Genomic DNA, 15001 nt, shown 5'->3' with positions numbered 1-15001 from the left:
CGAATCGGATGCTTCCGCGCGGCGCGCGGAAATCACACGGCGATCGCCCGTGCCGTCGCCTGGATCGGAGACGGGAGACGGGTGTCACCTTCAAGGTAGCGGTCGACGGCCGCGGCTGCAGCACGTCCCTCCGCGATGGCCCAGACGATGAGGGACTGGCCTCGCCCTGCATCGCCCGCGACGAACACGCCCGGCAGGCTGGTGTCGTAGTCCGCGCCGCGCGCCGCGTTGCCGCGGCCGTCGAACGGGAGGCCGATCTGGTCGCGCAGCGTCTGCTGCTCCGGGCCGGTGAAGCCGAGGGCGAGCAGCACGAGGTCCGCGGGGATCTCGCGCTCGGTGCCGGCCTTCGGGAGGCGCTTGCCGTCGACGAACTCCGTCTCGGCGACGCGGATCGCCCGGACCTCGCCGGCGTCGTTGTGCAGGAACTCGACGGTCGAGACGAGGTACTCGCGCTCGCCGCCCTCCTCGTGCGCCGACTGGACCTCGAACAGCGTCGGGTGCATCGGCCAGGGCTGTCCGACCGGACGGATCTCCGAGGGCTGCTTGCCGATCGCGAGGTTCGTCACCGAGAGCGCGCCCTGGCGGTGCGCCGTGCCGATGCAGTCCGCGCCGGTATCGCCGCCGCCGAGGACGACGACGTGCTTGCCCTCGGCCGTCAGCTGGCCGGGCACCTGGTCGCCGGCGACGGCGTGGTTCGACTGGGTCAGGTACTCCATGGCGAAGTGCACGCCGGGGAGATCGCGGCCGGGGATCGGCAGGTCGCGCGGCACCATGGCGCCCGTGGCCACCACCACGGCGTCGTAGCGCTCGCGGAGCTGGGCCCACGTGATGTCGGTGCCGATGTCGACGCCGGCGCGGAATCGGGTGCCCTCGGCCGTCATCTGGGCGAGGCGCTGGTCGATCTGACGCTTCTCCATCTTGAAGTCCGGGATGCCGTAGCGGAGCAGGCCGCCGATGCGGTCGTCGCGCTCGTAGACGGCGACGGTGTGGCCCGCGCGGGTGAGCTGCTGCGCGGCGGCGAGGCCAGCCGGGCCCGAGCCGACCACAGCGACCGTCTTGCCGGTGAGGCGTGCCGGCGGGTGCGGCTGCACCCAGCCGTTGCTGAACGCCTCGTCGATGATCGACACCTCGACCTGCTTGATCGTGACCGCCGGCTGGTTGATGCCGAGCACGCACGACGACTCGCACGGGGCCGGGCAGAGCCGGCCCGTGAACTCGGGGAAGTTGTTCGTCGAGTGCAGACGGTCGATCGCGGCGCGGCCCTCGCCGCGCCACGTCAGGTCGTTCCACTCCGGGATGAGGTTGCCGAGCGGGCAGCCCTGGTGGCAGAACGGGACGCCGCAGTCCATGCAGCGGCCCGCCTGCCGACGCAGCTGGGCCGGGTCGCCCTGCTCGTAGACCTCTTTCCAGTCCATGATCCGCACGGGGACGGGGCGCCGCTTGGGCAGCTCCCGCTCCGTGACCTTGAGGAAGCCCTTCGGGTCAGCCACCGGTCACCTCCATGATCCGCGACCACACGACGTCGGAGTCGGGGTCGAGACCCTCGGCGACCGCGGTCTGCCGGGTCTCGAGCACCGCTGCGTAGTCGCGCGGAAGCACCTTGACGAAACGATCCAGCGCGTCGTCGCCCTCGTCGAGCATGCGACGGGCGAGCGCGGATCCGGTTGCGGCGACGTGCGCCTCGAGCAGGTCGCGGACGATCTCGCGGTCCGCGCTGCCCAGTTCGATGAGCTGCAGTTCCCCGGAGGCGATCGCCTCGCGGTTGACGCGCTCGGCCGACAGGGCGTGCACGTAGGCCGTGCCGCCCGACATGCCGGCGCCGAGGTTGCGGCCGGTGTCGCCGAGGATGAGGGCGAGGCCGCCCGTCATGTACTCGAGCGCGTGGTCGCCCACGCCCTCGACGACGGCCGTCGCACCCGAGTTGCGCACGAGGAACCGCTCGCCGACGATGCCGGAGAGGAACATGCTCCCGCTCGTGGCGCCGTAGCCGATGACGTTGCCGGCGATGACGTTGTGCTCCGCGGCGAAGACCGCGTCGGGCGCCGGGTGCAGGATGACCGTGCCGCCCGAGAGGCCCTTGCCGACGTAGTCGTTGGAGTCGCCGACGAGGCGCAGCGTGATGCCGTGCGGCATGAACGCGCCGAACGACTGCCCGGCCGAACCCGTGAGCGTGACGTCGATGCTGCCGTCCGGCAGGCCCTGCTCGCCGTGGCGGCGGGTGACCTCGTGGCCGATCATCGTGCCGACGGCGCGCTCGGTGTTCTTGATGGGCAGCTCGATGCGCACCGAACCGCCGCCGTCGATGACGGTGCGGGAGCGCGCGATGAGCTCGTTGTCGAAGTGCTCGTCGAGCTCGTGCAACTGCGCGCGGCCGTGCTTGCGCGGCTCGGACGCCGAGAAGTCCGGTCCGACGAGGATCGGCGCGAGGTCGAGGCCGTCGGTCTTCCAGTGGTCGATCGCACGGTTCATGTCGAGCAGCTCGTTGCGGCCGATGATCTCGTCGAGCGAGCGGTAGCCGAGCTCCGCGAGGTACTCGCGCACCTCCTGCGCGATGAACTCGAAGAAGTTCACGACGAACTCGGGCTTGCCGCTGAAGCGCTGGCGCAGCACGGGGTTCTGGGTGGCGACGCCGACGGGGCACGTGTCGAGGTGGCAGACGCGCATCATGACGCATCCTTCGACCACGAGGGGTGCCGTCGCGAAGCCGAACTCCTCGGCGCCGAGCAGCGCGCCGATCACGACGTCGCGCCCGGTCTTGAGCTGGCCGTCGACCTGCACGACGACGCGGTCGCGCATGCCGTTGAGCATGAGCGTCTGCTGCGTCTCGGCGAGGCCGAGCTCCCACGGCGTGCCCGCGTGCTTGAGCGAGTTGAGCGGGCTCGCGCCAGTGCCGCCGTCGTGGCCCGAGACGAGGATGACGTCCGAGAGCGCCTTCGCGACGCCCGCGGCGACCGCGCCGATGCCCGACTGGCTGACGAGCTTCGTGTGGATGCGCGCCTTCGGGTTCGACCGCTTGAGGTCGAAGATCAGCTGCTTCAGGTCTTCGATCGAGTAGATGTCGTGGTGCGGCGGCGGCGAGATGAGGCCGACGCCCGCGGTCGCGTGCCGGGTGCGGGCGACCCACGGGTACACCTTCGCCGGCGGCAGCTGGCCGCCTTCGCCGGGCTTGGCGCCCTGGGCGAGCTTGATCTGGATGTCGTCGGCGTGCGTCAGGTACATGCTCGTGACGCCGAAGCGGCCCGAGGCGACCTGCTTGATGGCGCTGCGGCGCTCGGGGTCGAGGAGACGGTCGAGGTCCTCGCCGCCTTCGCCCGTGTTCGACTTGCCGCCGATGCGGTTCATCGCGATCGCCAGCGTCTCGTGCGCTTCCTTCGAGATGGAGCCGTAGCTCATCGCACCCGTCGAGAAGCGCTTCAGGATCGATTCGATGGGCTCGACCTCGTCGAGCGGCACCGCGGGACGCGTGCCCGTGCGCAGCGTGAACATGCCGCGCAGGGTCTTCAGCTCGTCGGCCTGGTCGTCGACGAGCTTCGTGTACTCCCGGAACACGTCGTAGCGGCGGTTGCGCGTCGAGTGCTGCAGCCGGAACACCGTCTCCGGGTTGAAGAGGTGCGGCGCGCCGTCGCGGCGCCACTGGTACTCGCCGCCCGTCGAGAGGCGCTCGTGCGCGCGGGCCGCGGCGTCCTCGGGGAAGGCCGCCTGGTGGCGGGCGAGGTTCTCGGCCGCGATGACGTCGAGTCCGACGCCGCCGAGCTTGGAGGTCGTGCCGGCGAAGTACTCGGCGACCAGCTCGTTGGAGAGGCCGACGGCTTCGAACGCCTGCGCGCCGGCGTACGACGAGATCGTCGAGACGCCCATCTTCGACATGATCTTCAGCACGCCCTTGCCGAGCGCCTTGATGACGTTGCGGACGGCCTGCTCCGGCGTGATGCCGGTGATGACGCCCGAGCGCACGAGCTGCTCGCTCGTCTCCATGGCGAGATACGGGTTGACCGCCGCCGCGCCGTAGCCGATGAGGAGCGCGACCTGGTGCACCTCGCGCACATCGCCGGCCTCGACGAGCAGACCGACCTTCATGCGGTTCGACGAGGCGATGAGGTGGTGGTGGACGGCCGAGGTCAGCAGCAGCGACGGGATCGGAGCGAGGTCGCGCGTCGAATCGCGGTCGGAGAGCACGATGAACGCGGCGCCGGCCTCGATGGCGCGGTCGACCTCGCCGCGGATCTCCTCGAGCCGCGTGCGCAGGGCGTCGGGACCCGCGTCGACGCGGTACAGACCCTTGATGGTCGCCGTCGTCGAGGCATCCTTCGCGGGGTTGATGTGCACGATCTTCGCGAGCTCGTCGTTGTCGATCACCGGGAACGACAGCACGACCTGGCGCGCGTGCTCGGGCGTCGCCGCGAGCAGGTTGCGCTCGGGGCCGAGCGACGTGCCGAGCGAGGTCACGACGGCCTCGCGGATCGAGTCGAGCGGCGGGTTGGTGACCTGCGCGAACTGCTGCACGAAGTAGTCGAAGAGCAGCCGGGGACGCTCGGCGAGCACGGCGATGGGGGTGTCGGAGCCCATGGCGCCGAGCGGCTCGGCACCGGTCTTCGCCATCGGGGTCAGGAGGATCTTGACCTCCTCCTCCGTGTAGCCGAAGGTGCGCTGGCGACGGGAGACCGACGTCGGCGGGTGCACGATGTGCTCGCGTTCGGGCAGGTCGGACAGCTTGATGCGCTGCGCGTCGAGCCACTCGCCCCACGGCTCCGAGGCCGCGAGCTCGGACTTGATCTCCTCGTCCTCGATGAGGCGGCCGGCCTCGGTGTCGACGAGGAACATCTTGCCGGGCTGCAGGCGGCCCTTGCGGACGATCTTCGACTGCGGGAAGTCGAGCACGCCGATCTCGCTCGCGAGCACGACGAGGCCGTCGTCGGTGACGAGGTAGCGGCCGGGGCGCAGGCCGTTGCGGTCGAGCGTGGCGCCGACGAGCGAGCCGTCGGTGAAGACGATCGCGGCAGGGCCGTCCCACGGCTCCATGAGCATCGAGTGGTACTCGTAGAACGAGCGGCGGACCGGGTCGATCTCGGTCTGGTTCTCCCAGGCCTCGGGCACCATCATCATGACGGCGTGCGGCAGCGAACGGCCGGCGAGCGTCAGCAGCTCCACGACCTCGTCGAACGAGGCCGAGTCGGACGCGCCGGGCGTGACGATCGGCTGCAGCGGCGCGAGGTCGCCGAGGACCTCGGACTCGAGCTGCGACTGGCGCGCGCGCATCCAGTTGCGGTTGCCCTGCACCGTGTTGATCTCGCCGTTGTGGGCGATCATGCGGAACGGCTGGGCGAGCGGCCACGACGGGAACGTGTTCGTCGAGTAGCGCGAGTGCACGAGGGCGAGCTTCGAGGCGAAGCGCTCGTCGGAGAGGTCGGGGTAGAACGGCTCCAGCTGGAGCGTCGTCACCATGCCCTTGTAGACGAGGGTGCGCGCCGAGAGCGACGCGAAGTAGAGCTCGAGCTCGCGCTCGGCGCGCTTGCGCACGCGGAACGTCAGGCGGTCGAGGTCGATGCCCGCGGGTGCGTCGACGCCCTCGACGGGGGCGGCGGCGACGTAGAGCTGCTGCACGGCCGGCATGGCGGCGCGCGCCAGGGTGCCGAGCTCGTCGGGCCGCACGGGCACCTCGCGCCAGCCGAGGACCGTGAGGCCCTCGGACTCGGCGATCGCCTGGAATCTGCGCTTGACGTCGCTGCGCGCGCTCGGGTCCATCGGGAGGAAGGCGTTGCCGACCGCGTACTCCCCCACGGCGGGCAGCGGGAAGGTCACCACTGCACGGAGGAACTCGTCGGGGATCTGCGTGATGATGCCCGCACCGTCGCCGGTGCCGGCGTCCGAGCCGACCGCGCCGCGGTGCTCGAGGTGGCGCAGCGCGTCGAGCGCCGCCTGGATGATGTCGTGCCCGGCGGTACCCCGCAGGGTCGCCACCATCGCGAGGCCGCAGGCGTCGCGCTCGTCGGCCGGGTCGTAGAGCCCCTGGGCGGCGGGCACGGCGGAGAACCGTGCGAAGGGAGGGGTAGGCGACACGTTGACCGTCCTCTGCTTGTCGTCGAATGACAGGGACGTCGTCGGCCCGTCTGGAAGTCTCGGTACGCGGCCTGAGGTGCGGGCCGCGTGGAGAACGTCGCGAAAGCGGTGCGGCCCCGTCAGGAGGCGTTGCCGCGTGGGCTTGTGGCCGGTGCCGATCCGTCGGCGTTCTCGGTCTCGGCTTCATCGCCGTCGGAGTCTGAATCGGACTCGGTGCTCTCGGAGTCTACCCCAGGCTCGGGTTCCACCCATTCGCGACCGGGCACGTAGACGCTGGGCTCCAGACCCGTGTGACGACGGCGCTGCACGAGGATCAGCACGATGCCGAGGACGATGAGGATCCACGACGCCCAGATGTTCACGCGGATGCCGAGGAACATCTCGCTCGGGTCGAGACGGATCGATTCGAGGAAGGCGCGACCGGTGCCGTACCAGATCATGTAGACGCCGAACGCCTTGCCCCAGCGCAGCACGCCTTCGCCGCGGCGCTCGATGAGCAGGATGACCGCGATGCCGACGACGTTCCAGATGATCTCGTAGAGGAACGTGGGCGCGAAGAGGGTGTCCTCCGGCAGGCCGGCGGGCCAGGCGGGGTTCGGGTAGGTGATCTCGAGGCCCCACGGCAGCGTGGTGGGCTGGCCGAAGAGCTCCTGGTTGAACCAGTTGCCGAGTCGGCCGAAGGCCTGCGCGAGCAGCAGTCCGGGTGCGAGCGCGTCAGCGAACGACCAGAAGCGCAGCCCCGTCAGGCGGCAGCCGATGAAGACGCCGATCGCGCCGCCGATGAGCGAGCCGTAGATGGCGTTGCCGCCCTCCCAGATCGCCCAGATCGACCCGGGTTCGAAGGGGTTCCAGACGTTCGCGCCCTCGTAGAAGAAGTCGTCCGGGTGCGTGAAGACGTGGTAGAACCGCGCCCCGATGATGCCGAGGACGACGGCCCAGAGGGTGACGTCGAGCGCGACGCCCGGCTCGCCGCCGCGCTTGGTGAGACGCCGGCTCGTGACGATGTAGGCCGCGATGATGCCGACGAGGATGCAGATCGCATACGCGTGGATCGTGAGCGTGCCCCACGGGACCGGGATCTCCCAGTAGCGCCAGTCTTCGCTCGGGCTCGGAATGCTCAGCGGTGCGATCACGCCCGGTCTGCCTTTCTCACGTGCGGGGGAAGGCGCGCCGACCCGCGGCGCGCCTCAGTCAGGGTACTTCAGTGGCCGGAGGGGCCGTGCGAGAGCGAGGCCGCAAGGGCACCGGCGGCGCTCGGGCCGCCGTCCGCGAGCGACTTCACGAGGGCCGAGCCCACGATGGCGCCGTCGGCATAGCCGTTGATCTCGCGCACCTGCTCGGGCGTCGAGACGCCGATGCCGACGCAGACCGACTCGGCGCCGGCGTCGCGGAGCCGCCCGACGAGCGTGCGCGCGGCGACGTCGAGGTCGGCGCGGGCGCCGGTGATGCCCATCGTCGAGACGGCGTACACGAAGCCGCGGCTGAGCTCGATCGCGCGGCGCAGGCGCTCGTCGCTCGAGGTCGGCGCGGCGAGGAACACCCGGTCGAGCCCCGTTCGGTCGGACGCGGCGAGCCAGTCGCCCGCCTCGTCGGGGATGAGGTCGGGGGTGATGAGCCCCGCTCCCCCGGCGGCCGCGAGGTCGTCGGCGAAGCGGTCGACGCCGTACTGCAGCACCGGGTTCCAGTACGTCATGAGCAGCACGGGCGCGTCGACGCGCTCGGTGACGCGGCGGACGGCCTCGAAGGCGTGGCGGAGCTTGAACCCGTTCGCCAGCGCGGCCGTCGTGGCAGCCTGGATGACCGGGCCGTCCATGACCGGGTCGGAGTACGGGATGCCGAACTCGAGCACGTCGACGCCGTTCTCGATGAGGGCGACGGCGGCCTCGACCGAGGCGTCGAGATCCGGGAAGCCGATCGGCAGGTACCCGACCAGCACTTCGCCGCCCGCGGCGCGCTTGGCGGCGATGACGTCTGCGACCCGGCTCATTCGGCGGTTCCGTTCTGCTCGTCGAAGAGGCCGAACCACGTACCGGCGGTCTCCATGTCCTTGTCGCCGCGACCCGAGAGATTCACGAGGATCGTCGCGTCGGGGCCGAGCTCGCGACCGAGCTCGATCGCACCGGCCAGGGCGTGCGCGGACTCGATCGCAGGGATGATGCCCTCGGTGCGCGAGAGCAGGAGGAGGGCATCCATCGCCGCGGTGTCGGTGACGGGGCGGTAGGAGGCCCGACCGATGGCGGAGAGCCAGGCGTGCTCGGGACCGACGCCCGGGTAGTCGAGGCCCGCGGAGATCGAGTGCGACTCGATCGTCTGTCCGTCCTCGTCCTGCAGGAGGTAGGAGCGGGCGCCGTGGAGCACGCCGGGGCGGCCCTTCGTGATAGTGGCCGCGTGACGCGGGGTGTCCGCGCCCTCGCCGCCGGCCTCGAAGCCGTAGAGGGCGACCGTCGGGTCGTCGAGGAACGCGTGGAAGATGCCGATGGCGTTGGAGCCGCCGCCGACGGCCGCGGCGACCGCGGTCGGCAGCTCGCCCGTCAGCTCGAGCACCTGCGCGCGCGCCTCCTCGCCGATGATCTTCTGGAAATCGCGCACCATCTCGGGGAAGGGGTGCGGGCCGGCGACCGTGCCGAAGATGTACATCGTCGACTCGACGTTGGCGACCCAGTCGCGCATGGCCTCGTTGATCGCGTCCTTCAGCGTGCGCGAGCCCGACTTCACCGGGATCACCTCGGCGCCGAGCAGCCGCATGCGGGCGACGTTGAGCGCCTGGCGCTCGGTGTCGACCTCGCCCATGTAGATGACGCAGTCCATGCCGAAGAGCGCGGCTGCCGTCGCGGTGGCGACGCCGTGCTGGCCGGCGCCGGTCTCCGCGATCACGCGGGTCTTGCCGAGCCGCTTGGTCAGGAGCGCCTGACCGAGCACGTTGTTGATCTTGTGCGAACCCGTGTGGTTCAGGTCTTCGCGCTTGAGGATGACCCGGGCGCCGCCCGCGTGCTCGGCGAAGCGCGGCACCTCGGTGATGATCGAGGGCCGGCCGCTGTACGTGCGGCCGAGCTCGGCCAGCTCGTGCTGGAACGTCGGGTCGAGTTTGGCGAGGTCGTACGCCTCGGCGATCTCGTCGATGGCCTGCACGAGCGACTCGGGGACGAAGCGTCCGCCGAAGTCGCCGAAGTAGGGACCGGTCTGGTCGCGGAGAGCCATGTCGCGCCTCCAAAGGAGCAAGGGATCGGGAAGTCGGGAGCGCCGCCGGAGCGACGGAGGTCAGACCGCGCGGAACGCGGCGAGGTTGGCGACCGGGTCGCCGCCCGTGACGAGCGCCTCGCCGACGAGCACGGCGTCGGCGCCGGCCGCGCGGTAGTGCGCCACGTCGGCGGGCGAGAGCACCGCGGATTCGGCGACCTTGATCGCGCCGGCCGGGAAGCGGGCGACGAGGGTGCCAAAGAGATCGCGGTCGAGCTCGAACGTCGAGAGGTTGCGCGCGTTGACGCCGATGAGCCCCGCACCGAGCTGCGCGGCCCGGTCGAGCTCCTCGGCCGAGTGGGTCTCGACGAGCGGCGTCATGCCGAGTTCGACGATGAGGTCGTACAGCGTGCGCAGGGTGGCGTCGTCGAGCGCCGCCACGATGAGCAGCACCAGGTCGGCGCCGGCCGCCCGGGCTTCGAAGACCTGGTAAGCGGTCGCGATGAAGTCCTTGCGGAGCACCGGCAGCGACACGGCTCGACGGACGGCCATGAGATCGTCGAGCGATCCGCCGAACTTGCGCTGCTCGGTGAGCACGCTGATCGCGCTCGCCCCACCGGTCTCGTAGAGCGAGGCGAGGGCCGCCGGGTCCGGGATGCTCGCGAGCGCGCCCCGCGAGGGGCTCGACCGCTTGATCTCCGCGATGACCTTCACGCGCTCCGCCGGGGCGAGCGCCGCGAGGGCGTCGACGGCTGCGGGCGCGGCGAGCGCCTCCCGTTCGACCACGTCGAAGGGTCGGAGCTGCCGGCGCGTTTCGGCGTCGGCGACGGAGCCCGCCGTCAGATCGGCGAGCACGACTCAGTGGCCCTTGGGCTGGTACTTCGGTCCGTCGACGCCGTAGCCGGCGCGCTTCAGCAGCCAGCCGGCGAGGAGGCCGACGACCACGAGCGCGGCGGAGGCCCAGACGAGCCACACCACCGAGAAGAAGAAGGCCACCGTGCCGATCGTGAAGGCGACGAGCATGATGACGACCGCGGTCCAGGCCGCCGGCGAGTGTCCGTGGCCGGGTTCGATGGACTCAGAGGTCATGTGTTGCTCCTTGATGTTCGATGGGGATGCGGGGGAAGTCTATCGTGCGGCCTCGGACCGCCACGTGCGTGTGACCGGGGCCGGTCGCGCCTGCGCGGCCTGCTCGGCGCCTCACGTCGGGTCGTCGCCGCGGGTCAGCTCGTCCCAGTCGTCGACGGCGCGATCGCGTGCGTTGCCCGCGGGACGCTCGCCCTCGAGGCGGACCGCGCGGTACTTGCGGGAGGCTGCCGGCCAGCGCTTCGACGTGACGAGCACGAAGACGCCGACGGCGACGAGCACGGCGCCCGCGAAGATGCCGACGATCGGCCAGAAGGTCGGAGCCAGGGAGTCGACGAGTTCGGCGGTGCCCGATCCCGCGACCCCCGTGGCATCCGTCACGACCCGCGCGACCGAGCCGAGCGGGTCGGCGAGACTGAGCGCGGAAGCGAGCACCATGCAGGCGCCGAGCAGCGCCTCGAGCACGGCCAATACGACGCGGATGCCCGGGCCGGCGATGCCGAGCGCGGCGGCCAGCGCCAGCCCGGTGAGCGAGAGCGCGGCGAGCGCCGGCGACGCGACCTCGCCGGCGACGGCGTGGGTCGTCTCGGACCAGGCGCCGGGCACGAGCTCGATCGTGAACCAGGTCTGGCTCCACGCGAGGAAGCCGAGCCCGGCACCGAGGAGGGTCGCGATGATGGAGGTCGACTTGGCGCGGCGCATCACGACTCGATCCGCCGCATCGCGTTCGCGACGGCGACGGCGCGCAGCGGCGCGGCCGCCTTGTTCTGCGACTCGGCGAACTCCGACTCCGGGTCCGAGTCCGCGACGAGCCCGGCACCGGCCTGCACGCGCGCGACCCCGTGGGAGATCGTGGCGGTGCGGATCGCGATCGCGAGGTCGGCGTCGCCGGCGAAGCCGAAGTAGCCCACCACTCCCCCGTAGGCGCCGCGGCTCGCGGGCTCGAGCTCGTCGATGATCTCGAGTGCGCGCGGCTTCGGCGCACCGGAGAGCGTGCCCGCCGGGAACGTCGCCCGGAAGGCGTCGACGGACGTGCGGCCCGGTGCGAGGTCGCCCTCGACGGAGGAGACGATGTGCATGATGTGGCTGAAGCGCTCCACGCGCATGAACTCGGTCACCTCGACGGAGCCGGGCACCGACACCTTCGCGAGGTCGTTGCGGGCGAGGTCGACGAGCATGAGGTGCTCGGCGCGCTCCTTGGGGTCGGCGAGCAGCTCGGTCTCGAGGTCGGCGTCGGCCTCCGGCGTCGCGCCGCGGGGCCGGGAACCGGCGATGGGATGCGAGTAGAGCCGGCCGTCCTGCACCTTCACGAGCGCCTCGGGCGACGAGCCGACGATCCAGTACGGCTCGCCCGCCGCGTCCTCGAGGCTCAGGAGGTACATGTAGGGGCTCGGGTTGAGCGAGCGCAGCACCCGGTAGACGTCGATGGGATGCGCCGTGGCGGGCGTCTCGAAGCGCTGCGAGATCACGACCTGGAAGACGTCGCCGTCGCGCACGTACTCCTTCGACCGTTCGACGGCCGCGATGAAGTCGTCGTGCTCGGTGCGGTGGGCGATCTCTGGGCGGACGTCGAAGTCGATCGCGGCGAGCTGCGCCTCGAGCGGCCGGTTGAGCTGGGACTGCAGTTCGTCGAGCCGCGACTGCGCCTCGCTCCAGAGGCCGTCGGCCTCGGCCGCGCCGTCGTTCAGCACGTTGACGATGAGCTGCACCGTGCCGCTGCGGTGGTCGAGCACGACGAGCTCCGCGACGAAGCCGAAGGCCTGCGCGGGCGCTGCGCCCTCGGCGGGCGGACGGTTCGGCAGGTGCTCGAGCTCCCGCACGGCCTCCCAGCCGATGAAGCCCACGAGACCGCCGGTGAGCGGCGGCAGACCCGGCACGGCCGCCGTCGCCCAGCGCGCGTGCAGGGCGGCGAGTGCGTCGAGCGGTCGCTCGGGGAGCTCGCCGCCGAAGGCGCGCTCGGCGTCGAGGCCTTCGTCGATCCAGCGCGCGCGATCGTCGGCCTCGGTGAGGATGCCCCAGCTCGACACGCCCACGAAGGAGTAGCGCGACCAGATTCCGCCCTGCTCCGCCGACTCCAGCAGGAAGGTGCCGGGTCGGCCCCCGGCGAGCTTCCGGTAGATGCCGACGGGCGTCTCCCCGTCGGCGAAGAGCTCGCGCACGATCGGCACGACCTTGCGCCCGGGGGCGATGCGGTCGAAGTCCTCGCGGCTCGTGGTCTGGGTCATGGCTCCTCGATCGGGGGATGCGTGGGGTGCGGGATCAGGGTGCTGAGTCAGGTGACCGGGAGTTCGCCCTGCACGACGGCGAGCGGGTCGCCGTCGAAGCAGGTGCGGGTGCCGGTGTGGCAGGCCGCGCCGACCTGCTCGACGCTCACGAGCAGCGTGTCGCCGTCGCAGTCGAGGGCGGCGCCGCGCACGTACTGGGCGTGGCCGGACGTGTCGCCCTTGCGCCAGTACTCCTGGCGGGAGCGCGACCAGAAGGTGACGCGGCCCTCGCTGAGCGTGCGGCGCAGGGCCTCTCGGTCCATCCAGGCGAGCATGAGCACCTCGCGGGTGTCCCACTGCTGGATGACCGCGGGCAGCAGCCCGTCGGCGTTGAACGCCGCCCGGTCGAGCACGGACCCGGTCGCATCCCAGTGCTCGCTCGTGAGCTCGAATTCCTCGGCGTCGCCGGCGGCGGCATCCTCGTTCGTCGGATCGGTCATCGCACGATCGCCCCCTCGGCGGCGAGGGCCCGCTTGACCTCGCCGACGGTCACCTCGCGGTTGTGGAAGATCGATGCGGCGAGCATCGCGTCGGCGCCCGCGCGCCAGGCGGGGGCGAAGTCGGCGGCCGAACCGGCACCGCCGGAGGCGATCACCGGCACGCTCGAGAGCTCGTGCATGAGCGCCGTGAGCTCGAGGTCGAAGCCGGCCTTCGTGCCGTCGGCGTCGATGGAGTTGACGAGCAGTTCGCCGGCGCCGAGCTCGACGGCGTGCTTCGCCCACGCGAGCGCGTCGAGCGCCGTCTCGGTGCGGCCGCCGTGCGTCGTGACGACGAACCCGGACTCGGTGCGATCGGAGCGCTTCACGTCGAGCGAGAGCACCAGCACCTGGGCGCCGAAGCGGTCGGCGATCTCGGAGAGCAGCGCAGGCCGGGCGATCGCCGCCGAGTTGACGCCGATCTTGTCGGCGCCGTGGCCGAGCAGGCGCGCGACGTCCTCCGAGGAGCGCACACCGCCGCCGACGGTCAGCGGGATGAACACCTGCTCGGCGACGCGCTGCACCATCTCGTAGGTGGTGGCGCGCTCGTCGACGGTCGCGGTGACGTCGAGGAACGTCAGCTCGTCGGCGCCCTGGCCGGCGTAGAGCGCCGCGAGCTCGACGGGGTCGCCCGCATCGCGCAGGTCGAGGAAGTTGACGCCCTTGACGACGCGGCCCGCGGCGACGTCGAGACACGGGATGACGCGGACGGCGAGGCTCATCGAGACCCTCCCTTACAACCGCGCCGCGTGGATGGCCGAGACGAGGATGGCCCGCGCGCCGAGCGCGTAGAGGTCGTCCATCACCCGGTTCATGCCCTTGCGCTTGATCATGACGCGCACGGCGACCCACTCGGGATCGTGCAGCGGCGACACCGTCGGCGACTCGAAGCCCGGCACGGCCGCCGTGGCGTGCTCGAGCTCGGCGACCGGCACGTCGTAGTCGAGGAGCACCCAGTCGCGGGCGACGACGACGCCCTGGAGACGACGAACGAGCGTCGCGATGCCGGGGATCGTCTCGTCGGTGCCGATGAGCACGGCATCCGATTCGAGGATGACCGGGCCGAAGATCTCGAGGCCCGCCTTGCGGAGGGTCGAGCCGGTCGACACGACGTCGGCGACGGCGTCGGCGACGCCGAGCTGCACGGCCGACTCCACGGCGCCGTCGAGCTTGACGAGCGTCGCGCTCACGCCGCTGCGGGCGAGGAACTCGCCGACGAGGCCCGGGTAGCTCGTGGCGATGCGGACGCCCTCGAGCTCGGCGAGCTCGCTGAAGGCGCCCGCCGGTGCCGCGAAGCGGAACGTGGAGCCGCCGAAGCCGAGCGCGGCGATCTCATGCGCCTCGCTGCCGGAGTCGAGCAGCAGATCGCGGCCCGTGAGGCCGACGTCGAGCGCCCCCGAGCCCACGTACGTGGCGATGTCGCGGGGACGGAGGTAGAAGAACTCGACCCCGTTGGCGGGGTCGGAGACGACGAGGTCGCGCGGGTCCTTGCGGCCCGTGTACCCGGCCTCCCAGAGCATCTGGGCGGCGGTTTCGGAGAGGGCGCCCTTGTTGGGCACGGCGATACGGAGCATTCCCTGGCTTTCGTGACGGTACGGATCGGACATCTGGGCGGACCTCAGAGATGTCGGTACACGTCGGCCGGGCTCAGGCCTTTGGCGAGCAGGAGCACCTGCAGGTGGTAGAGGAGCTGGGAGATCTCCTCGGCGGTCTCGTCGTCGCTCTGGTATTCGGCGGCCATCCAGACCTCGGCCGCCTCCTCGACGATCTTCTTGCCGATGGCATGCACGCCGGCGTCGAGTTCGCGGACCGTGCCGGAACCCTCGGGGCGCGTGCGAGCCTTCTCGGACAGCTCGATGAAGAGCTCGTCGAACGTTTTCACGCGTTCTAGGCTATCCGCCTTTCGCGCACGACCCGGACCGGATGACGACGCGCGACCCC

Annotated in this window: 13 protein-coding genes; all 13 read right to left on the bottom strand. The window is 71.2% G+C overall.

Going from position 1 to position 15001, the window contains the following annotated elements:
* Positions 1–32: 32 nt before the first annotated feature.
* Positions 33–1490, bottom strand: a complete 1458-nt coding sequence (locus tag GB864_RS00540) for a glutamate synthase small subunit (RefSeq protein ID WP_160422321.1) — start codon at positions 1488–1490, stop codon at positions 33–35.
* Complete coding sequence (gltB, locus tag GB864_RS00535) at positions 1483–6057, bottom strand: glutamate synthase large subunit (protein ID WP_160422320.1); 4575 nt, start codon at positions 6055–6057, stop codon at positions 1483–1485. The genes GB864_RS00540 and gltB overlap by 8 nt, the downstream gene beginning before the upstream one ends.
* Positions 6058–6176: 119 nt before the next feature.
* Positions 6177–7190: a prolipoprotein diacylglyceryl transferase gene (gene lgt, locus GB864_RS00530; protein ID WP_336603824.1), complete on the bottom strand. Its 1014-nt coding sequence runs from the start codon at positions 7188–7190 to the stop codon at positions 6177–6179.
* Positions 7191–7258: 68 nt separating this feature from the next.
* Entirely contained in the window at positions 7259–8044 is a 786-nt protein-coding gene (trpA, locus tag GB864_RS00525; RefSeq protein WP_160422319.1) for a tryptophan synthase subunit alpha, read from the bottom strand.
* On the bottom strand, positions 8041–9255 hold the full coding sequence (trpB, locus tag GB864_RS00520; protein WP_160422318.1) for a tryptophan synthase subunit beta: 1215 nt from the start codon (positions 9253–9255) through the stop codon (positions 8041–8043). Before trpB ends, trpA begins: the two co-directional genes overlap by 4 nt.
* A 60-nt stretch (positions 9256–9315) precedes the next feature.
* A complete protein-coding gene (trpC, locus tag GB864_RS00515; protein ID WP_160422317.1) occupies positions 9316–10089 on the bottom strand; it encodes an indole-3-glycerol phosphate synthase TrpC in 774 nt (257 codons plus the stop codon).
* A gap of 3 nt (positions 10090–10092) precedes the next feature.
* A complete protein-coding gene (locus tag GB864_RS00510; protein WP_160422316.1) occupies positions 10093–10323 on the bottom strand; it encodes a DUF6704 family protein in 231 nt (76 codons plus the stop codon).
* Positions 10324–10434: 111 nt separating this feature from the next.
* Positions 10435–11022: a Trp biosynthesis-associated membrane protein gene (locus GB864_RS00505; protein ID WP_236778788.1), complete on the bottom strand. Its 588-nt coding sequence runs from the start codon at positions 11020–11022 to the stop codon at positions 10435–10437.
* Positions 11022–12545: an anthranilate synthase component I gene (locus tag GB864_RS00500; RefSeq protein ID WP_160422314.1), complete on the bottom strand. Its 1524-nt coding sequence runs from the start codon at positions 12543–12545 to the stop codon at positions 11022–11024. The genes GB864_RS00505 and GB864_RS00500 overlap by 1 nt, the downstream gene beginning before the upstream one ends.
* A gap of 47 nt (positions 12546–12592) precedes the next feature.
* Complete coding sequence (gene hisI, locus GB864_RS00495; protein ID WP_160422313.1) at positions 12593–13024, bottom strand: phosphoribosyl-AMP cyclohydrolase; 432 nt, start codon at positions 13022–13024, stop codon at positions 12593–12595.
* Entirely contained in the window at positions 13021–13782 is a 762-nt protein-coding gene (gene hisF / locus GB864_RS00490; RefSeq protein ID WP_160422312.1) for an imidazole glycerol phosphate synthase subunit HisF, read from the bottom strand. The genes hisI and hisF overlap by 4 nt, the downstream gene beginning before the upstream one ends.
* A 12-nt stretch (positions 13783–13794) precedes the next feature.
* Positions 13795–14634, bottom strand: coding sequence for an ATP phosphoribosyltransferase (gene hisG / locus GB864_RS00485; protein WP_160422311.1), 840 nt, complete (start codon positions 14632–14634; stop codon positions 13795–13797).
* A 44-nt stretch (positions 14635–14678) separates the two neighbouring features.
* A complete protein-coding gene (locus GB864_RS00480; RefSeq protein WP_160422310.1) occupies positions 14679–14942 on the bottom strand; it encodes a phosphoribosyl-ATP diphosphatase in 264 nt (87 codons plus the stop codon).
* Positions 14943–15001: the final 59 nt, after the last annotated feature.

The organism is Agromyces seonyuensis (assembly GCF_009789225.1).
In the GTDB taxonomy this organism is placed as follows: Bacteria; Actinomycetota; Actinomycetes; order Actinomycetales; family Microbacteriaceae; genus Agromyces; species Agromyces seonyuensis.
Note: the sequence above shows the minus strand (reverse complement) of the source record. Positions and strands in the feature narration are given on the sequence as shown.